Source organism: Geitlerinema sp. PCC 9228, assembly GCF_001870905.1.
Lineage (GTDB): Bacteria > Cyanobacteriota > Cyanobacteriia > Cyanobacteriales > PCC-9228 > PCC-9228.
This window is the reverse complement of sequence record NZ_LNDC01000020.1, coordinates 18,658-37,581: the sequence shown is the minus strand read 5'-3', so window position 1 is coordinate 37,581 and position 18,924 is coordinate 18,658. Positions and strand designations below refer to the sequence as shown.

Annotated in this window: 17 protein-coding genes; 2 read left to right on the top strand and 15 right to left on the bottom strand. The window is 49.3% G+C overall.

The features are described 5' to 3' along the window. Positions 1–655 precede the first annotated feature (655 nt). From AS151_RS01550 to hoxE, 12 genes are all read right to left on the bottom strand, one after another. A complete protein-coding gene (locus AS151_RS01550) occupies positions 656–1,177 on the bottom strand; it encodes a hypothetical protein (RefSeq protein WP_071515315.1) in 522 nt (173 codons plus the stop codon). A 601-nt stretch (positions 1,178–1,778) separates the two neighbouring features. After that, the gene (locus AS151_RS01545) at positions 1,779–2,618 is read right to left on the bottom strand and encodes a methyltransferase domain-containing protein (protein WP_071515314.1); all 840 of its coding nucleotides are present in this window, start codon (positions 2,616–2,618) and stop codon (positions 1,779–1,781) included. 42 nt (positions 2,619–2,660) lie between these two features. After that, the gene (locus AS151_RS01540; protein ID WP_071515313.1) at positions 2,661–3,500 is read right to left on the bottom strand and encodes a class I SAM-dependent methyltransferase; all 840 of its coding nucleotides are present in this window, start codon (positions 3,498–3,500) and stop codon (positions 2,661–2,663) included. Between the two features lie 755 nt (positions 3,501–4,255). Next, a complete protein-coding gene (locus tag AS151_RS01530) occupies positions 4,256–4,732 on the bottom strand; it encodes a hydrogenase maturation protease (RefSeq protein ID WP_071515311.1) in 477 nt (158 codons plus the stop codon). Between the two features lie 4 nt (positions 4,733–4,736). Then, entirely contained in the window at positions 4,737–5,951 is a 1,215-nt protein-coding gene (locus AS151_RS01525) for a SpoIIE family protein phosphatase (protein ID WP_071515310.1), read from the bottom strand. Positions 5,952–5,959: 8 nt separating this feature from the next. After that, the gene (locus AS151_RS01520) at positions 5,960–6,472 is read right to left on the bottom strand and encodes a PAS domain S-box protein (protein ID WP_071515309.1); all 513 of its coding nucleotides are present in this window, start codon (positions 6,470–6,472) and stop codon (positions 5,960–5,962) included. Further along, entirely contained in the window at positions 6,469–6,744 is a 276-nt protein-coding gene (locus AS151_RS01515) for a (2Fe-2S) ferredoxin domain-containing protein (RefSeq protein WP_071515308.1), read from the bottom strand. The genes AS151_RS01520 and AS151_RS01515 overlap by 4 nt, the downstream gene beginning before the upstream one ends. A gap of 136 nt (positions 6,745–6,880) precedes the next feature. Continuing rightward, positions 6,881–8,305 (bottom strand): Ni/Fe hydrogenase subunit alpha, encoded by a 1,425-nt coding sequence (locus AS151_RS01510; RefSeq protein WP_071515307.1) that lies wholly within the window; start codon positions 8,303–8,305, stop codon positions 6,881–6,883. 87 nt (positions 8,306–8,392) lie between these two features. Then, positions 8,393–8,941, bottom strand: coding sequence for an oxidoreductase (locus AS151_RS01505; protein ID WP_071515306.1), 549 nt, complete (start codon positions 8,939–8,941; stop codon positions 8,393–8,395). Continuing rightward, positions 8,929–9,645 (bottom strand): bidirectional hydrogenase complex protein HoxU, encoded by a 717-nt coding sequence (gene hoxU, locus AS151_RS01500; RefSeq protein ID WP_071515305.1) that lies wholly within the window; start codon positions 9,643–9,645, stop codon positions 8,929–8,931. Before hoxU ends, AS151_RS01505 begins: the two co-directional genes overlap by 13 nt. Before the next feature lie 20 nt (positions 9,646–9,665). After that, a complete protein-coding gene (gene nuoF / locus AS151_RS01495) occupies positions 9,666–11,270 on the bottom strand; it encodes an NADH-quinone oxidoreductase subunit NuoF (protein ID WP_071515304.1) in 1,605 nt (534 codons plus the stop codon). A gap of 28 nt (positions 11,271–11,298) precedes the next feature. Continuing rightward, complete coding sequence (gene hoxE / locus AS151_RS01490) at positions 11,299–11,847, bottom strand: bidirectional hydrogenase complex protein HoxE (RefSeq protein WP_071515303.1); 549 nt, start codon at positions 11,845–11,847, stop codon at positions 11,299–11,301. 1,140 nt (positions 11,848–12,987) lie between these two features. On the opposite strand from hoxE, the gene AS151_RS22395 reads away from it, so the two are divergent. Next, positions 12,988–13,344: a transposase gene (locus AS151_RS22395; protein WP_244532812.1), complete on the top strand. Its 357-nt coding sequence runs from the start codon at positions 12,988–12,990 to the stop codon at positions 13,342–13,344. A 535-nt stretch (positions 13,345–13,879) separates the two neighbouring features. On the opposite strand, the gene AS151_RS01480 is transcribed toward AS151_RS22395, so the two are convergent. After that, the gene (locus tag AS151_RS01480; RefSeq protein ID WP_071515302.1) at positions 13,880–14,242 is read right to left on the bottom strand and encodes a VOC family protein; all 363 of its coding nucleotides are present in this window, start codon (positions 14,240–14,242) and stop codon (positions 13,880–13,882) included. Positions 14,243–14,773: 531 nt separating this feature from the next. On the opposite strand from AS151_RS01480, the gene AS151_RS01475 reads away from it, so the two are divergent. Further along, entirely contained in the window at positions 14,774–17,089 is a 2,316-nt protein-coding gene (locus AS151_RS01475; protein WP_170861274.1) for a diguanylate cyclase, read from the top strand. On the opposite strand, the gene AS151_RS01470 is transcribed toward AS151_RS01475, so the two are convergent. Further along, on the bottom strand, positions 17,086–18,129 hold the full coding sequence (locus AS151_RS01470; RefSeq protein WP_071515300.1) for an iron ABC transporter permease: 1,044 nt from the start codon (positions 18,127–18,129) through the stop codon (positions 17,086–17,088). The two genes, AS151_RS01475 and AS151_RS01470, sit on opposite strands and share 4 nt — an antisense overlap. Further along, complete coding sequence (locus tag AS151_RS01465) at positions 18,126–18,911, bottom strand: metallophosphoesterase (RefSeq protein ID WP_071515299.1); 786 nt, start codon at positions 18,909–18,911, stop codon at positions 18,126–18,128. Before AS151_RS01465 ends, AS151_RS01470 begins: the two co-directional genes overlap by 4 nt. Positions 18,912–18,924 lie beyond the last annotated feature (13 nt).

The window sequence follows — 18,924 nt, the reverse complement described above, 5'->3', positions numbered from 1 at the left end:
GCACCCAAAGGTGTCATGACCGAAATAACGGAGTCTGCTACGAGACCAAGGCTGGACGAACCGAACGCAATCAACACGAATGTCAATTTTTGTCCAGTGATTGGGTTAGTCTAGTGCCGCACCTAACGCCGGGCTGTCAGGTAATCGATTGACTTGTGCCGTAAATGTTTTAGCCATCATACAAGCATACTGTAATTGGAGATAGATAGCAACTCACTAACAAGGGGAGATCGCTCGATCCAGGATTGGCACTCAAGTCATTCGGTGGGTTTTGCTCATAAACGTCGCAAAAAAGTGCTGACTGGAAAGGTCAAGGCTAGGCTTGCCGCTATTCTCAATGAAGTTGCATGAGACAATAGCTGACCATTAAAAGTATTGGAAATAGCCCTTAACCACGTTCACATTTCGCTCGATCGTGGCTCTCAAGTGGCAATTAATTCATCAGATGGTTAGGGCTTTATCTCTTGAAACTGCCTAGCCTATGGACTCGTTTGTTTGTATTTCTATGACACGACTGGTCAAGTCGGTACTGCAAAAATCATGGAATGCATTAACAACCCACGTCATTCCTGATGGCGGCTTTAGCCGCCGTGTCGCTTTTGGGTCCCGCAGTAGCGAGACGGGGCGTGACCTCGCTCCCGAATTCTAATCGTGTTTAGCAATTTTCCCAGGTATCGGCGAAGGTTGGTTGGGGTTTGGGGGGTATGGAATTGCTTTTGCGGAGCAATTTGGCTACGATGTGGCGATGTTTGGGATTGGTGTATAGCTGCCAAGCGATCGCTATTTTGTCTGGATGGACCCCTACCATTTTAGCAATGATTTCTTGGGGAATTTGCGGCAAGGCTTCTTTGCCCAACCACTGAGCCATTTGTTCCAGCATCAGGCAACAACGGCGTAGTGGCGACACTTCCAGGACAATATTTTCAATCGTGGCAATGGTATCGATGCGTTTGTACAAGCTGGTTTGACGCGATCGCTCGTTGGTAACCGGTTGCCAGCCAATATCCCCACACGCAAAAGCACGGGTGCAACAACGATCCAAATGGCCCCCCACATAGGCACCAGGCGTCACAAAATCTACGTAAAAGGATTTTTGTAAAAAAATTCCCCCAACGGAACCAGAAGCGGAAAGAAAAAACTCTCCCTGAGGCAGTGGGGAATCTCGAAAATCAGTCACTCCCGTAGGTACAGGAGACAGATGCGGAGAACGGTTTGGTAAACCGACCGTAGAGGGGCAGTCCAAAACAACCACAATATATGCGTATCCAATATTTCTTAGATAGTGGAACTTTTCCCGGATAGAACCCTAGCTAACATGATTTCCCCATCTTGCCCCCATTTTTGTCAGCTTGATAGGTTCGAGCGTACGATTTCTTACAAATAGGAAATGTTTTCCAAACCACATTCCTGCCCAACACCATTTTCTTAAAAACATGCAATAAATAATCGAGGTATTTTTATAGGAGCGCAACGCGTGAGCGCCCCTACCAGGGAAATTGGAAAACACCAGCAAATCATTGTTTTTTAGAAATGGAAGAAAGCAGGAATAAATAAAAGATCCCCACTTTCAGTAATAATACGGGTGACGCCATTTGGGCCAAGTTTTGCGCAATTTTTACAGAAACTTTATTTTTCTCTTGGTTGTGTTTGGTATTTCCCCCCGCGATCGCAAAGAAACCACCCAAACAAGTGTCTGGGTGGTGGAGCGATCGATTTTATTGGATTGGTTGGTGAGATTTTGGGATGGCACTAGCAGGTGATGGCCGGCAAAATCGCGTTTATCGCTTGCGGAAGTGCAGGATGCCCCACTTCAGCTTGCCTTGCTTGCCAAAATTCACCCAGTGGTTTAATCCCTTTCGCATGTTTTCTACGTACTCTTCGCCACACTGCTTCACCGTTGCATCGTAGTTCTCGTTCACCGCCTTGAGAACGCTGCCGTAGTGGTTGGGGATTTGTTCGGACATATCAATAAATTGAACTTCGTCAAATCCCAAACGTGCAGCTACTTCCCGATAGAAGCCGACGGACCCCATAGAAGGCAAGTGAATGCGATCGAGTACGGGTTGGATTTCTTCGGGGTTGCAGTCATCGCTTTGCATGGGGTCGGTAAAAATAAACTCACCGCCTGGTTTGAGAACTCGATAGGCTTCTTCTAAAACTTTAGTGCGGTTGCTGCTGTGCAGAATGGAATCTTGGCACCACACCACATCGTAGCTGGCATCGGACATGGGTAGAGCTTCAAAATCCCCGTCGTATACGTCAATTTTGTCCGCTACACCTTGCTCTTGGTTTAGCTTGCGGTTACGTTCGTTCTGCACTTCGCTGAGGTTGAGGCAATCCACAGGGCAGCCGTAGGTTTTTACCAGGTAACGCGCGGAACCGCCGTAGCCAGCACCAATATCCAGCACTTTGGTGGAAGGAGCCAGTTTCAGCTGTTCGGCAATTTTCTCCACCGTACGCTGGCTGGCGGTAAAAATGGTGTCGTTTTCGCTTTGGTAAATGCCTACGTGGATGTCTTCCCCACCCCAGATGGTGGAGTAAAAGTTTTCCGCACTACTGCTGTTGTAATACTCCCGTGCGGTGCTGACGGCTTCGGAATAGGTGGTTGGATCTGCCATAGATGAGAATCTCCCCGAAACTTCCTACTGTTCCTACTGTTCCTACTGTTCGTCTTCGTCTTCGTCTTCAATGTACATTTTCTCGGCGATGTGGATGAAGAAGTCTTGCTCTTCTTGGTGGTAGGTTTCTTGGAAGTCGCCAAAGGTTTTGATGCGTTGGAAGCCTACCTCGTACATTAGCCGGCGCGTGTAATCTTTGCGCAGGGGGAACATGTTTAGGTGGTAGACCGAGTTATCATCGGCAAATTCGTAGCGGAAACGGGCCAAACCATCATCTACATACTCCGGTTCGGCTTTTACGTTTTCGCCGCAGTAGTAGTACGTATGTTTGGAGGAGAAGCCGCGGTCCAAAATGGCGTCGTAGTTGCGCTGGTCGAGAATTAATACCCCGTTATGACGCAAAGCGGCGTAGAACTCTGCCAGAGCCTTGCGGCGATCGCGTTCGGAGAACAAGTGGGTGAAGGAGTTCCCCAAGCAGATGATGGCGTCGTATTCGTCGTGAACGTCGCGGTTCAGCCAGCGCCAGTCTGCATTGACAGTCCGCAATACGATGTCGTAGCGACGGGCATTTTCAAATGCTTTGGCCAGCATGTGGGGGCTGCCGTCAGCACTGGTAACCTCAAAGCCATGCTGAATCAAACGGATGGAGTGGAAACCGGTTCCGGTGGCTACGTCGAGGACTTTCTTGGCGCCGCGTTCTTTGAGGGCGTCAATAAAGAATGTGTGTTCGCTTTGCGCTCTGGAATCCCATCCAATCAGATCGTCCCACTTATCGACAAAGCCCTGAATGTATTCTTTTTGATAGGTTTCCGTGTCGCGAACTTCAATGGGATTGGCACCGCCGTAATCCTGTTTTTGTTGCTGGTTGTATTCAGTTTTCATAGAAACCTCCTAAATTTTCATTTCCCGTCGGTTGAGTACCGGGATGGAACAACAAGGGGAATTTTTCCCCATAGAAAATGGCTCTTCCAGCGACTATTCCGTACTTGCTTTGCACTTTCCTCGATTTGCCAAGAACTGCAAGTGGTTCTTAGAAATTTGCCGAAGGCTACTGCTACCGTTCGCTTTTACGACCAATTTGGTTTTGTATTTAGAGAAACTAGAACTTAGGAATTTCTTGGCCAAAGCAGCATATATCAAGGATTCTAGGTGTTGGCTGTTGTTGGTTGGTTGTTAGAGCCGTTATGTCCAATCCATCCAAATTTTACAAGTTCGCTTACATCTAATGATTGTCTGCCAACAACAGACAAAAGTCAAGTTCGTCTACGAAAGGACCAGTTTTTAACAGCAGAACTGCCCATTCGCAACGGTTTCAAAAGTTGGTGGTGGTTGCTGAATGGGCTGAAAATCAAGCCCAAGATATAATAAACATATTATACGAGAAATGTCAAAACCCGCTCGTTTTTGCTGGTTCCTCCTTTTTGCATTTAGAAGAAGAATTTGCTGCAAAAAAATAGGCTCAATTGGAGGAATGATAAGGGTTTCAGGTATTTGCAACAAAACCCTTCTTTCCGGCGATTTTTGCTAGAGCGGCTAGGGGAAATTTGCTAGTTTTGATTAAAAATGATAGGATATTTTGATATTTTTATTTAATTTTAAAAAAAATATGAAATTTCTTTAGCAGCTGCGATCGCTCATTAGCTATCCCTTTGCCACTGATGGATTTGCTGGAGAATATATGCTGTCGCCGCATCAATGCCGGCTTGCGCGGTTGCCGAAGTCGTCTCCCCTAACGCCAAATTCACCGCAGGAATCAAAACCCACCAAGCTTCGGGCGTGCTACCATAGACAAATTGGGTCAGGGCTAAAAGCGATCGCGGCGTGGCTTGATGGATCCACTTCCAGCGGGCCTCCCTTGCCAGCTGCTCTTGACTGGGGAGGGGTTCCACCCGTAACTGAGTTTCTCCATGGGCCATATATACATCCACAAAAATTGCCCGCTGCACCTGCGACAGCGTTTCTGCCAATTCCGGGGTCAGTTGGTGTACCGACAAAACTTGCACCTGGGGCAGCTCTTGCTGCTGCAACCGAGAAACCACCGCATGCGCCGCCCCATCGTCGCTGCGCAAAGAATTGCCATACCCCACCACCAAAATTTTGTCTGGCTGTGCCATCTACCTAGCAATACTCAACCGACACTTCCTTCTGCCTGGAACGCAACAAGGATACCAACTCTTCCACCAAACTGCGACGAATTGAAATATTCTTAGGCAAAAGAGGATTTTGATAGAATTCGTTAATCTGTTGCCCCACCAAAAACAAAATCGAATCCGCCTCCAAAATCTTCGTCGCCAGTAAAACCGCCCCATTTCGATCGTTCGGCAGCCGAGAAACATCGCAGTTCGACTGGCGCAACAATTCCATCGCCTTGGAAATGGTTAAAATCCCCTCCGTCACCAAATCGATTTGCGGCAGCTTACCAATGGGAGGCAACTCCTTGCGCAACGTCGAAATATCCATCTCCACCGTTTCTCCCATGTATTTCGCCACAATATTCCCTGTAGTTCCCCCACAAATTATTTTTTGACCGGGGAAATTCAGCAGCCGTTCCACATACTGGCGGTCTTGGTCTTTATCCAAAGGCGGCCCTGTAAACACCATCAACGGATTGCGCTGCCTAACGTAAACTCCCACCAGGGAAGCATCGTCGCCAATGTGACCCTGATATAGGGAATAGGTCTCCTGCATCACGCTGCGCACGATAGTTTTTGCCGTGTGAGCTTGCTGCTGGGTTAGTTGTCGTTCGATATAGGCAGCAATATTTCCCCATCCCCAACCAAAATTCATCGTTCCTCCCAAGCCAGCGTAAATTACGCCATCGCTGCTAGCCGCCAAAAAATCGCCCCGCCCAATAAAACCTTCAGCAATTTTCACTTTTCTATCTAAAATTTTCTCCGTTTTGGTATCTAGCTCTACCGGTTTCCCCTTACGAAAATAGAAAACCGATGGGTTATCAAAATTTATAACTTTAAACTGATTGGTCTCGTTGTTAATTTGAATAACTGTAAACGTCGCATAGGCGATTTTGCGGACCTGACAAATCGGAAGCGTCCCAATGACCGTACGAATTACTTCTTCCAACGGCACCTCAGCATTGAGCATGTTAATCAAAATTTCTGTGGTCAAGCTGGCGAGAATGTTAGCTTTGACCCCACTGCCCAAGCCATCGGAAAGGACGATGGTGATAGTTTTTTCTGTTTTTACATATTTAACCTTGTCACCACAAAGCTCTTCACCGTATTTGTTTAAACTTAAATCGTAAATATCGAAGAAATTATCTTCTTTTAGGTGCTTTTCCGTTTCTTGAATCGAATTTTTTGCGGTAGAAGTCATAAAACCTGTTAGGAATGTTCGACCATTTCAATGATTTTCAGCAGGCTAACTTTGGTTTCGGCGGTGGTTTCCCCCAATAACCCCGCAATTTCCTGGGCGACTTTCATTTGGTTGTCTACCACTTCGTTAACTTTTTTCACCGTTTCCGATTTGAAGTTCACCATTTCCTGGCGCTGCTGCATTTCGGCGGTGATATCCACCATAATGCAAGCAACAATTTTCTGTTCGGGGATGGGAAAAATGACTTTTTTGACCCAAAGCTGCCGGTGGGGATATTCTTTCTCCCGAATGCGGATAACGCGATTTTCGTTCCAGGATTTCTGAAAGTTGCTGACATCCCCCAGAATTTGGCTGGCTGGGGTACCGGTAATCTTTTTGCGGTCTATGGCAAACATTTCACAAAAAGAAGGGTTGACCAGCTTGATGTTGATATCCGGGTCAACAACAATTAAGCCGTTGGGGTCGTATTCCCACAGCAGTTCGCTGAGGCTTTTTTCGTTTTCGCGGTTGTTTGGACTCATACGGTACTCCCGACTGCTTTTTGGATTTCCGGTAGGATTTCCTGTTTGAATTTTTCTTCTACGTTTTCCGGGTTAATATGCAAAAATAAGGTATCCCGGAATTTCATAACAATGCCGTGGCTGCAACATTCCAAACAAAAAGAGCCTTTAAATTCGATGCGATCGTCTACTTGGTATTCGGCAAGCAACCGTTGAATGGCCGGCAACACTTCGTATACGCCCATTTGATGGCAAGCCGACCCCATACAGAGATATAAATTTTCTTTAGACATGGTGTCTGCATTTTGAATAAGGACGGGACGAAAAAATTGGTAAATCTTTGATCCCCCTGTGGTCCCCCTTCACCAGGGGGACAGTTGGCGGAAATTTGGGGGACGGGAAAATTTGGATTTTCTATTTCGATCTTAGCTAATGGCGATAGACTTCATCTAATTTGTCGCCGTTGGCACCCACCAGTTCCACATGCAGGGGCATTTGACCGATGGCGTGGGTGGAACAGCTCAAACAGGGGTCAAAAGCGCGAATACCGGCTTCCACGCGGTTTAACATGCCTTCGGGAATTTCTTGGGAGTGAATGAAGTTTTTGGCGATTTGGGCGACGGTGCGGTTCATGGGCAGGTTATTTTGCCCGGTGGCAATAATCATGTTGACTTTTTTGATTAAGCCATTTTCGTCCACGTGGTAGTGGTGAAACAGGGTTCCCCGGGGGGCTTCGCTAACGCCAATACCTTCTAGCTGATTGATGCCGGCGGTGGCGCGGGTGCGAGAATTTTGTACGTCTGGGTCTTCTACCAGGCGTTCGATGCGTTCGATCGCGGCTAAAATTTCTACTAGGCGGGCGTAGTGATAGAAGAAAGAGGCATTGGCGGTGCCACCGGTGCGATCGCGAAATTCTTGCAATGCTTGGTCAGCTTCTGGGGTGCCAAAGCGATTGCAAATATTCAACCGCGCCAGGGGTCCTACCCGATAGATCCCATCGGGATAGCCCATGGGTTTGTAGTAAGGAAATTTCAGATAGGACCAATTTTCCACCGCTTCGCCGATGAAATCCTGGTAGTTGTCTTCGCTGAGACCGTCGGCAATGCGGTTACCTTCGCTATTGACCACGCGGATGCTGCCGCCGTAGTGTTCCCACAAGCCGTCTTTTCCTACCAATCCCAAAAATAGGGAAGGAAAGTTGCCAAAGGTGCGCACTTCTTCGGAGAATTGGTCGATGAGTCCTTTTAACAAATCGAGGGCTTTGTGAATGGTCTCTTTCGACTCCGGCAAGCGATCGCGGATCCACTGTTTGCCTTCATCGCTAAGGGGGGTACGCACCCCTCCCGGAACCGCCCAAGCCGGGTGAATTTTTTGTGCCCCTAGCACTTCAATCACTTTTTGTCCGAACTGGCGCAGGCGAATGCCCCCCCTTGCCAAATCCGGGTCGGCAGACATGACACCAAAAATATTGCGCTGGGCGGGGTTGCTATCCCAACCTAGCAACAAATCGGGGCTGCTGAGATGGAAAAAGCTGAGGGCGTGGGATTGGATAATCTGCCCCAAATTCATCATCCGCCGCAGTTTTTCGCCGGCTGGGGGAATGCGAACCGCCTGAATTTTATCCCCAGTTTTGGCGGAAGCCAGTAAGTGGCTGACCGGGCAAATGCCGCAAATGCGGGCGGTAATCCCTGCCATTTCCCACATGGGGCGACCTTGGCAGAATTTTTCAAAGCCGCGAAATTCGGTCACGTGGAAACGCGCGTCCTCGACTTCGCCACGATCGTCGAGATAAATCGTAATTTTAGCGTGTCCTTCAATGCGAGACACGGGGTCGATGGAAACAGTTTTTGCCATGGAATCTACCTCCCAATTGATGGATGCTTGTTTTCAACCCCCCTGTAGGGGCAATTCACGAATCGCCCCTAGGAAATTGGTACGGTCTTATCCGAATTTAATGGCTTCTCTGCCTTCAGTGGGGGGTTCTTCTCCGCGCAGGAGGGGGTCGATGAAATTGCGAATGCGGTCGGCAGAGGGAGGGCATCCTGGCATGAAATAATCGACAGAAACCAGTTCGTGAACCGGTTGCACGCGATCGCGCAGTCGAGGCAAAACCCCCAAAGCTTCCGGCATCTGGGCATTGGTGTCGCCCATATCCACGTAGCAAGCTTTCAAAACCGCATCGGCACTGTTGCGAATGGGATTGCGCATCCCCGGTACGTTGGCAGTGACCGCACAATCGCCAAAAGAAATCAGGGTTTTGGTTTTTTTCCGGGCTTGCCGCAGCAAAGCCAGGTTGTCTTCGTTGGCAACCGATCCTTCTACCAAACAGACATCGACATGGTCGGGATATTCCTTGACATCGGCGAAGGGGCTGTACACCAGATCGATTTTATCGGCGAGTTCAAACAGCCATTCGTCCATGTCCAGAAACGACATGTGACATCCAGAACAGCCCCCCAACCAAATAGTAGCGAATCTTACCTTGTCCATTCTCCTTTCTCCCGTGCTTGCTGCAGAAATTCTAGTTTGCCGCGATCGCGGGTCATTTCGGCGACCGTAGAGCCTTTGCGGAAAATCGCCCCCGTAGGGCAGGCATCGACGCATTTGCCGCAGGAGGTACAAGCGTCTACATCCCCCCAAGGCTGGTCCAAGCCAGCCACAATTTTCAAACCGGCGCAGCGGTGAGCCACATCCCAAACGTGTGCCCCTTCCAACTCGTCGCAAACCCGCACGCAGCGCGTACAGAAGATGCAGCGGTTGTGGTCAATACCAAATTGGGGGTGGGAAATATCCACATCCCGTTGGGGGAAACGGTAGGAAAAGCGGCTGTGGTCCATTCCCAACTCCACCGCCATATTTTGCAGTTCGCAATGGCCGTTGGAAACGCACACCGCACACACGTGGTTGCCTTCAGAAAAGAGCATTTCCACTACCATGCGGCGGTATTCTTGTAATTTTTCGGTGTTGGTATGTACCTCCATTTCCTCCGCCACTTCGGTAACGCAGGCGGGCAGCAATTTGCGAGTGCCGGTAATTTCTACCAAGCACAGGCGACAGGCCCCCACATCGGAAACGCCATCTAAGTGGCACAGGGTGGGGATGCGAACGCCGGCTTCTTGGGCAGCTTCTAAAATGGTCGATCCGGTTTCCACTGCAACGGGCGTACCGTCAATGGTAAGCGTGGTAACAGGCATAAAGGATTCCTCGGTAGGTTTCAGACGTTAATGGTTTCTGGTTGCAACAGTTCTGAATATTCGTGGCGGAAATAGCGCAGGGTACTAATGACGGGATTGGGGGCTGTTTGACCCAACCCGCACAGGCTGGTGTGTTTCACCATCTCGCATAGTTGTTCCAATTTTTCCAAATCGGCTTCGGTGGCTTCCCCGTCGGAAATTTTGTTGAGTAGGTGGTACATTTGCACGGTACCGGAACGGCAGGGAATGCACTTGCCGCAGGATTCGCTGCGGCAGAATTCCATGTAGAATTTCGCCACTTCCAACATGCTGGTTTGGTTGTCCATGACCACCATGCCGCCAGACCCCATGATGGATCCGACTTGGGCGAGGGAGTCGTAGCTGACGGGGGTATCGAGTAGGGAAGCGGGGATGCAACCACCGGAAGGACCACCGGTTTGTACGGCTTTGACTTCGCCACCGGGAACGCCGCCGCCCATTTCTTCGACGATTTCCCGCAGGGTGATGCCCATGGGCACTTCAATGAGACCGTTGTTGCGGATTTTGCCGGTGAGGGCGAAGACTTTGGTGCCTTTGCTGTCTTCGGTGCCAATGCTGGCATACCAATCGCCGCCGTTGGTAACGATGGCGGGGATGTTGCAGAAGGTTTCTACGTTGTTGATGAGGGTGGAGTACCCCCATAAACCGGATTGGGCGGGATAGGGGGGTCTGGGGGTGGGGTTGCCCCGTTTGCCTTCGATGGAGTGCATGAGGGCGGTTTCTTCGCCGCACACGAAGGCACCAGCACCGATGCGAATGTTGATTTTGAAGTCGAATTGGGATTCGAAGATGTGGGTGCCCAGAATGCCGTATTTTTTGGCTTGTTTGATGGCTTTTTGCAGGCGTTCGATGGCAAGGGGATATTCGGCACGGACGTAAATAAAGCCTTCGCTGGCCCCCACGGCGTAGGCGGCAATGGCCATCCCTTCTAAGACCCGGTGGGGATCGCTTTCTAAGACAGAACGGTCCATGAAGGCACCGGGATCGCCTTCGTCGGCGTTGCAGATGACGAATTTGCGATCGCCTGGGGCTTTGGCAACGGTGGCCCATTTCAATCCGGTGGGAAATCCAGCACCGCCGCGACCGCGCAAGCCACTTTTGGATACTTCGTTGACGATTTCGCTGGGGGTAAATTCACCGATGGCTCGGTGTAATCCTTGGTAGCCACCGGCGGCGATATAGTCTTCGATGCGTTCTGGATCGATTTTGCCGCTGGTTTCCCGGACGATTTTGAATTGTTTGGTGAAGAAGGGATGTTCCGGATCTCCTGGTTGTGCTTCGACGACGCTACTGTCTTTGAGACCGCTGATGATGCTGGGTGCCTGTTCGGGGGTGACTTCTTCGTAGACCAGGTTTTCTGGATCGATTTGCACTAGGGGTCCGCGACCGCAGCATCCCATGCAACCGACGCCGACGACTTCCACGCGATCGCTCAATCCGTTCCGGTTAACGGCGGTTTCCAGTTTTTTCTTGACGCCTAGGGAGTTGGCAGCTTGACAGCCGGTGGAGGTACAGCAGTGAACCCGGATGGGTTTTTGACGCGTGCGTTCTTGTTGGCCGATTTCTAATAGTTCCGATAGTTCCATAAGTTGGACTCCTGACGGTTGGGGTAGCCTATTCGCTGCTTGGTTTCGATTGACGCCATTGGTCGATGCGTTCTAGCACCGATTCGGGGGTTTGTTTGCCGGCGACTTTGCCGTCAAAGACTACTGCCGGCGCAATGCCACAAGCTCCTAAGCAACGGGCGGTCATCAAGGAAATTTCTCCGTCTGCGGTGGTTTCGCCAATTTCGATGCCTAGATGTTTTTCTAGGGCTTTGATGATGTCACCGCCGCCCTTGACGTGGCAGGCAGTACCGCTACAAACAACGCAGGTATGGGTACCGCTGGGTTTGAGGGTGAACAGGTGGTAGAAGGTGGCTACGCCGTATACTTGGCTGGCGGGAAGTTTGAGTTCCCGGGCAACATAGAGCAGGACGTCGGTTTCCAAACAGCCGAAGACTTCTTGGGCTTTGTGGAGGACTTCAATGAGAGCATCTTGGCGGTGGTGGTTGCGCTTGATGGTGACATCGAGGATTTTGAAGCGCTTGTCACCGCTGGGATGGGCAGCATGACTGTTGCGATTGGCTTGGGTGTTTTTTTGGGAATTTTGAACAGATTCCATAAGGATTGTAACTGAATGCGAAACAGAGAAAAAATGGTGAATGCGAGCTGGTTATTAAAACAAGATTGGTGTTGTTTTTGTGCGAACCGGAAAAGCGACGAGCATAGATAGTTGGAAATGGGGGCATGCGGCTGGCATGTTGGGGAAAATAGGGAAATTTTTTCTCGCTTTATTGTATTATCAAATATTTTGTCCCTGTGTGGGGGAGTTTTTAGCTTTTCTTTACCCCCCGCTGGTCGCGATCGCTACTGGGGTTGCGCTCCTCCGGAGAAGGTTGTTGCTAAAATGGAATGATGGTTTCTAACGGATAGCTTAAAAAAAATAAACAATATTTTACTCAGGTTTTACAAAAAGCGAAATTCATTTTCAAAAGGTTTCTTCTGGTCAAAAGAAATACCAAATTATCTTTTGCTTCACCAGGATAACGACCATTGGTAGATTTTCTTTCTTCTCTTTGCAGGGCAATCGATGCGATCGCCCATTGACATTTTTCTTTTGTAGATTTGGTATTTTGGGATACACTTTAGGCGAAGTAGAAAAATAAGTTTCTACTTCAAACGTACAAAATAAGCATCTCTCAAAAATCTCGCGATCGTGTCTAATAATTGGTAAAAAAAATCAACCATTAAGCTTTTTATCCGAGCCATTCTCTCTGGCAAAATAACACTAAAATATGGTGACATTTATAAAAAACACCATAAATTCGGACCAGAAATGTTGCATGTTAAGAATATCCCCTAGAAAGAACTCCCAGCTTTTGATAGGTTGGAGAGAATAAAGAAGTTAAATTAGTATTAACGCTATAGTAACAAACTTTCCCGAAATTATTAAGGAATTCCTGAACCCTCTACCGAAAAACGACTACTCAGTTCTAGATACTCATTTGTTTTTATCTTGTTGGCTGGGCTGGGTTTTAGATAAGAGTTTGGCAAGTATGAGGGATTTAATTTTTGCGGCTGAACAGACGAGGTTTTCAAGTAGGTAGGGGCACAACGCGTTCGCCCCTACTTCCGTGACCCATCAATCTTTGAGAAGCTTTTACAGGAACGGATTCAGTCCTTAAAGAAACGAAAAGGGGCAAAAAAAGCTCGGAGTTTATTTCCTTTAGACTCTACAGCGATCGCGTTAACGACCAAACGAATGTGGTGTCAATGGTACCACCAAGTGAAACTTTTTGCCGGACAGAATGACTGGTTTAACTCCGTAGAGGGAATTGAGAGTCGTTTTGGACAAGGACATGATAATAAGTATGGACAAGCCACGATTGACCAAACGCCTGAAAACAGCGTCGGTATGATGGATCGAGGTTTTGCATCTAAAGAAAGAATTCGTCAATTACAACAAAAAAGATCGGTATTTTGTTTTAACAACAAACAAAAACTTAACTTTAGAAATTCTAGGAGACAGCCATTTTTTATTAGGGGATCGCAACAATGTAGAAACGAGGACAGAATTTCGTTTAGCAACCAACCTACCAATCGAGGAAGTAACAAATGAAGAAATCAGAGAAATTTACCGGCAAAGATGGCAAATTGCATTATTATAGAAATTTTAAAAAATGCATCTAAAGTTGGACCGATTGATAAGCAAAATCCTCGTGGAATCCACATCCAAATCTATAGTTATTTGATTGTTTATTTCTTCTTCCTTTAAGAAGTTAAAATCCCTTCAAGATTTGGTAAAAGGATACTCGATAAATTGCGATATTTGCAATCCCAAGTATGTCAAAAAATTAGTTACATGCATTGGCCCCGCCAACTAACTTATCCTTGGTAAGGGCGGGCAACATAGAAGTTTTAGTTTAAAAATTATTTTAAAAAAATTTTATTATACTATTTCTGAGAAACAACGATGGTATGGGATTTTCCAATTGCCCTAGCAGGGGGAATCGTGCGTTGCGCCCCTACAAATATGAGGGATATTTCCAGCAACCAAAAAAAACCGCCCTACATGCGACAAATAGGGCGGTTTTAATAAAAATTTGAGCGTAAAATTGATGGAATGAATGGAGGAATCAAAACCGATCGCTCCACTAAGAAGAAGCACTTACCGCAGCTGGTTGTAGGAGGCTCACCAAATGCCCATCTGGGGTACGTACGGCAGCCACTTTCCCAAAAGAAGGTTCCCGTACATCTCCCTCTACATAGGCACCTTGGGATTCTAAGGTTTGGATGGCCGCATAAATATCATCGACGCGGAAACTGAGAATAGGAGAATTGCTTGGTTGAGATTGTTCCCGCGCGGCATGCAAGGCGATTGTGGTCCCATCGGCATCTAATTCCGCCCATGCCGAGCTGGTGGTTTTGACTTCCAGCCCCAATCCTTCGCTATAAAATTTAGCTGCGGCTTCCACATCGGGAACCATAAGCATAACGTGTTTGAATTGAGCGGCCATTTGATATCTACTCCTAGAAACAAGCCAACTTTTTCCAGTGTAACGCTATTTTTTGGGCGTGGGCGTATGAGGGACGGAAAGGCACCTCCGAGTGGAGAAATTTCGTTCAGATATCACCGAAGAGCATTTCCCTAAAATTTTTCAAGAGATCGTCGTAGTGTTTTTGTATGAGGGCTTTGCGAAGCGCCCCTAGTAGGGAACTTAAGAAATTTTAGGCAATCGTTGTTTTTTAGAAATGGTATTACCTTTTCTTCTCTTTCTTTTTCGCTTTCCTCTTCTGCGATAGTACGGATGACACGAACAACCAAAATTGGCTACATTGAGGTGGTATGGCTCATGATTTTTCTATTGAACTTCTAGGGTCTATGTTTTTTATTTTGTGGTATCTTGGCTTTATTTAGGTTGATGGGGTGGTTTCGATGGGATTGTATGAGGGGAAACGCCCCATCGCCGCGTGGAAGCAAGCCATGCTATTTTGGTTCTTCCGAGAAAAGACGGGAGCTTGAAAGCCCTGCTTCGTTCCCAGCAGGGATGAAAGAAGCTATTAACGACCGGGAAATTGTTAACAATATGTCACCTGTTTCTGGGGAAACTTGGTATTCAGCATACGTAATGCCATTGCTACGTTTTTATAAAGGGTTGCATCCCCGTCGTATTGCCGTGTTGCTCGCCATGGGAGCGACGGTTCTCGGTGTGAGTGCTGTTGCTTTTACCAGCTATCGCATGGTGCGGGGACTTTTTTTGCATAATTTTAAGGAAAATACGCGCTTGCAGGTAAAGCAGGGAGTAACGCAAATCAATGACTGGTTTGCCGCTCACCAAGTCCAATTGGAAGCGATCGCGAATTCTCCTACCTTACGCACCATGGACATCGGGAAAATTCAACCGTACTTACAAGATGAAACGACTCGCTTGAAGAATTTTTATTCCCTTGCGTTTATTGCTGCCAACGATCGCTCCTATACCACCAACGGAGAAATCAACTTAGACCAACTGCGCGATCGCGATTATTTCCAAAAAGCCATGGCTGGAAAGCTAGCGATGGGCAAACCCCACTTCAACCGCGATCGCTATTCCGTCACTGCCAGCCTCGCGGTTCCCGTATGGCCGAACTCACCAAATCAATCCAGCAGACAACCAATGGGAGTTTTAGTGGGTGAAGTATCCCTCAACGAAATTGCCTACATCGTCAGCACTCTCCACTACGGCAACGGCAGCTATTCCCTAGCCATCGATAGCACCGGGCAACCCCTGATTTACTCCCGCTACGCCACCAAAGTAGCCACCTCCGCAGCCACCAACGAACCCAACCCCACCCTTCCCTCCAATGTCGTCCGCAAGCCTACCCCCGAACTGCTGCAAATTTCCGACAAAATTGCCAAGCAATCAGCGATCGAGGAAACCATCCCCATGGCTTTGGGCAGCGATGCGGTTTACGTTAGCCGCTGGTCCATCGACAACCGCAGCTGGTCGGTGGTTTTGGTGGTTCCCAAACAGCACATGCAAACCCAACTAGAACCGCTCAATTTGCTGGCGACAGTGATGAGCGTTTTGCTGGGATTGACCGCCATCGTTGCCCAAAGCCAGTGGTCGTTGCTAGAAAGTTTTTCCGGACGCGCCCAGCAGGAAGCATTGTTAAACCGCCTCACCGGCAAGATTCGCGCTTCTTTAGAACTGGAAGAAATTTTGCCTACCACCGTAGAAGAAGTGGGCAAGTTGCTAGGGTTGGAACGGGCAGCTTTTGGTTGGTACGACCCCATTGCCCAGGTTTTGGATATTAAATGGGAATACAAACAACCCGACTTGCGATCGCAGGTGGGGCGTTTTTCTTTTCAACCCCTATCTGCCTTTTCGGAAAAACTGGACCAAGGAGAAGCGGTGGTCCACCAAACCCGCCTGTCCATTAATTTACCTTTGGTCAGCCCCGCCGATGGCGTTAGCGTTAGCAACTCCCAATGGCAAAACGCTTCCGAGTTGCCCTCCAGCCAGTCGCCGCCGGACTACGACCAACCCATGTCGCTGCCTTTGGACAATTCCCGGTACATGACTGTTCCCGTACGCACTCAGGGGGAACCGGTGGGCTATTTAATTTGCACCCACGTCAACCGCTGGCTGTGGCGTACCGAAGACCGGGAACTGCTGCAATCGATTGCCGACCAACTGGCGATCGCAATTCAACAAGCCACCCTCTACCAACAATTAGAAGACGCCAACCAGGAACTACACCGGCTGGCATCCATCGATTCTCTAACCCAAGTGTTCAACCGCCGCAGCTTCGACGAGCGCATCAATCAGGAACTGTGGCGGCTGGTGCGGGAAAAAGCCCCTCTATCGCTCATTTTAATTGATATCGACCGATTCAAAGCCTACAACGATACCTACGGCCATCCCACCGGCGATACCTGCTTGCAAAAAGTCGCCCAAGCCATTAACAAAGCAGTTCAACGTCCTGCGGATTTGGTGGCACGTTACGGCGGTGAAGAGTTTGGGGTTCTATTGCCCCATACAGACGCTGAAGGGGCCGTGGTGGTAGCGGAACGCGTTCGTTCGGAAGTGCGGCATTTGCAAATCGAGCATGTTAAATCCCCCATCGACCAACGCCTAACTGTTAGCATCGGCGTCGCCACCATCATTCCCAAATTGGAATCGACCGCCGAATCCCTCATCCAGCAAGCAGATTGGGCGTTGTACGAGGCTAAAAACGCCGGACGCGATCGCGTGCAAACCTACCACGACGCCTCCCAAAAGCAGTCAGACAACCACCACGATCCCAACAGTAGGGGCACAACGGGTTGCACCCCTTCCTCCCCCAAAACCTCTTCGGGTTCTGATTCCCAGCCAAATTAAAACTCGCCCTTGCCGCGGCGCTGGCTGATAATAGTCCAAACCACCACTGGCGCACCGATAAGAGCCGTTACCGAGTTGAGGGGTAAAATTGTCTGGCTTCCTGGTAGAGAGGCGATCGCACTGGCCACCAGCGCCAAAATCCCTCCCAACAGAGCCGTTGCCGGGAGCAACACCCGCCGGTCCAAGGTTTGCAGCCACGCCCGACTGAGGTGAGGAACGGCAATTCCCAAAAAAGCAATGGGACCGCAAAAGGCTGTTGTCACCCCAGCCAGCAAAGAAGCATTGGCCACCACCCAAAAACGGGCGACCTTCACCGAAACCCCCAACCCCTGGGCGCGCTGCTCTCCCAACAGCAACAAATTTAAAATTTTCGACAGCAAGTGTGCCCCCAACAAACTCACCAAAACCACCGGCAAGAAGACGCGCATTTGCAGCCAACTAACACCACCAAAACTCCCAAAGGTCCAAGTGAGATAAGCTTGTACCTGTTCGGTGGGACTGAAATGCAGCAAAATGGTGACCGCTGCGTTGGTGATGTACCCAAACATCAATCCCAACAGCAACAAGGTGGTACTGCTGCGAATCCACTGCGCCACCGCGATCGCCAAACTCAACACCAGCGACGCCCCCACACTGGCAGCAACCACGGAACCCAAATTCCCCAGCCATCCCCACTGACTGGCGGTACGACCAGCAAGCAACACCACCAACGCCACCCCCAAACTGGCACCGGCGTTGATACCCAACACAAACGGACCGGCTAGGGGATTGCGAAACAAGGTCTGCATTTGCAAGCCACTCACCGCTAGAGAAGCACCGGCTAGGGTGGCGGTAAGGGTTTCGGGAAGGCGAAATTGGAACACAATGGTTTGCCAGCTGGCCGATTCGGTATCTTGGCCGAGCAAAATCCGCGCGATCGCTGCTGGAGGGATATCTGCCGAACCAATGGTCAAATTCCACCCCATAGCCACCAGCAACACCAGCAGCAAAATCGGAATAGACCAGCGCGAAACCAACCGAAAACGCCGCACCAGTTTCATGGGGTAGTGGGGGCAAATTCTGCTTCTGCGGGCAATTCGACCCGATGTATTTCCGTGGCGTACCCACCGTCGCTATACAAGGAAAACAGGCGGAATCCCGGCATTTGACTTTCTGGGTCGGTATGTTTGGTTTCGTCAAACACTTGCATAAATGTAGAAGGGGTGGTATAGCAATGAAAATCTTGGTAAGAACAATCGCTGCTCATATGCACGTGACCGCAAGTTACCCAACGCACTTGTGGATGGTTCGCTAAAAGGGTGAGAAACTCATGGGCATTTTGCAGGGCAATCCGGTCCAACCAATCGATGCCCATGGGGAGAGGATGGTGGTGCACTGCAACCGCAGTAGGCTGGTGGGGATGGGTTTGCAATTCCCGTTGCAACCAAGCCAGCTCCCCTGCAAAAATATATCCTTCTCCCCATTCCGCTGTCGGTAAGATGGAGTTGACCAGCAACAGCCGCCAACTCCCCAGGGAAATAGCTTTTTCGGCACGAATCGGCGGCGAAGACAACACCTCAGTTGCCACTTGCAAATCGTCGTGATTGCCACCTACCCAAGCTACGGGAATGTGGTGCGGGACCAGCAAATCCCGCAAATGCTGGTAGGCTGCCGCCTCGCCGCTATCGGCCAAATCGCCTGTGAGCAGCAATAAATCGGGTTGAGTGGCTGCAGCTGGTTGCAGAACCGCTTGCAGGGAGTACCAGGGGGCAATTCCCCGCAAAAAGCGATCGCGCTGGGGAAGCAAATGGGTATCGGTAAGCTGAGCGATGGTAACAGTCAATTGGACGAACCTT

Coding starts and splice junctions, on each gene's coding strand:
- AS151_RS01505 (WP_071515306.1), bottom strand. CDS start 8,941: ATGGACAAGGTAAGATTCGCTACTATTTGGTTGGGGGGCTGTTCTGGA.
- AS151_RS01545 (WP_071515314.1), bottom strand. CDS start 2,618: ATGGCAGATCCAACCACCTATTCCGAAGCCGTCAGCACCGCACGGGAG.
- AS151_RS01520 (WP_071515309.1), bottom strand. CDS start 6,472: ATGAGTCCAAACAACCGCGAAAACGAAAAAAGCCTCAGCGAACTGCTG.
- hoxE (WP_071515303.1), bottom strand. CDS start 11,847: ATGGAATCTGTTCAAAATTCCCAAAAAAACACCCAAGCCAATCGCAAC.
- AS151_RS01515 (WP_071515308.1), bottom strand. CDS start 6,744: ATGTCTAAAGAAAATTTATATCTCTGTATGGGGTCGGCTTGCCATCAA.
- AS151_RS22395 (WP_244532812.1), top strand. CDS start 12,988: ATGTGGTGTCAATGGTACCACCAAGTGAAACTTTTTGCCGGACAGAAT.
- hoxU (WP_071515305.1), bottom strand. CDS start 9,645: ATGCCTGTTACCACGCTTACCATTGACGGTACGCCCGTTGCAGTGGAA.
- AS151_RS01530 (WP_071515311.1), bottom strand. CDS start 4,732: ATGGCACAGCCAGACAAAATTTTGGTGGTGGGGTATGGCAATTCTTTG.
- AS151_RS01510 (WP_071515307.1), bottom strand. CDS start 8,305: ATGGCAAAAACTGTTTCCATCGACCCCGTGTCTCGCATTGAAGGACAC.
- AS151_RS01525 (WP_071515310.1), bottom strand. CDS start 5,951: ATGACTTCTACCGCAAAAAATTCGATTCAAGAAACGGAAAAGCACCTA.
- nuoF (WP_071515304.1), bottom strand. CDS start 11,270: ATGGAACTATCGGAACTATTAGAAATCGGCCAACAAGAACGCACGCGT.
- AS151_RS01480 (WP_071515302.1), bottom strand. CDS start 14,242: ATGGCCGCTCAATTCAAACACGTTATGCTTATGGTTCCCGATGTGGAA.
- AS151_RS01470 (WP_071515300.1), bottom strand. CDS start 18,129: ATGAAACTGGTGCGGCGTTTTCGGTTGGTTTCGCGCTGGTCTATTCCG.
- AS151_RS01475 (WP_170861274.1), top strand. CDS start 14,774: ATGAAAGAAGCTATTAACGACCGGGAAATTGTTAACAATATGTCACCT.
- AS151_RS01540 (WP_071515313.1), bottom strand. CDS start 3,500: ATGAAAACTGAATACAACCAGCAACAAAAACAGGATTACGGCGGTGCC.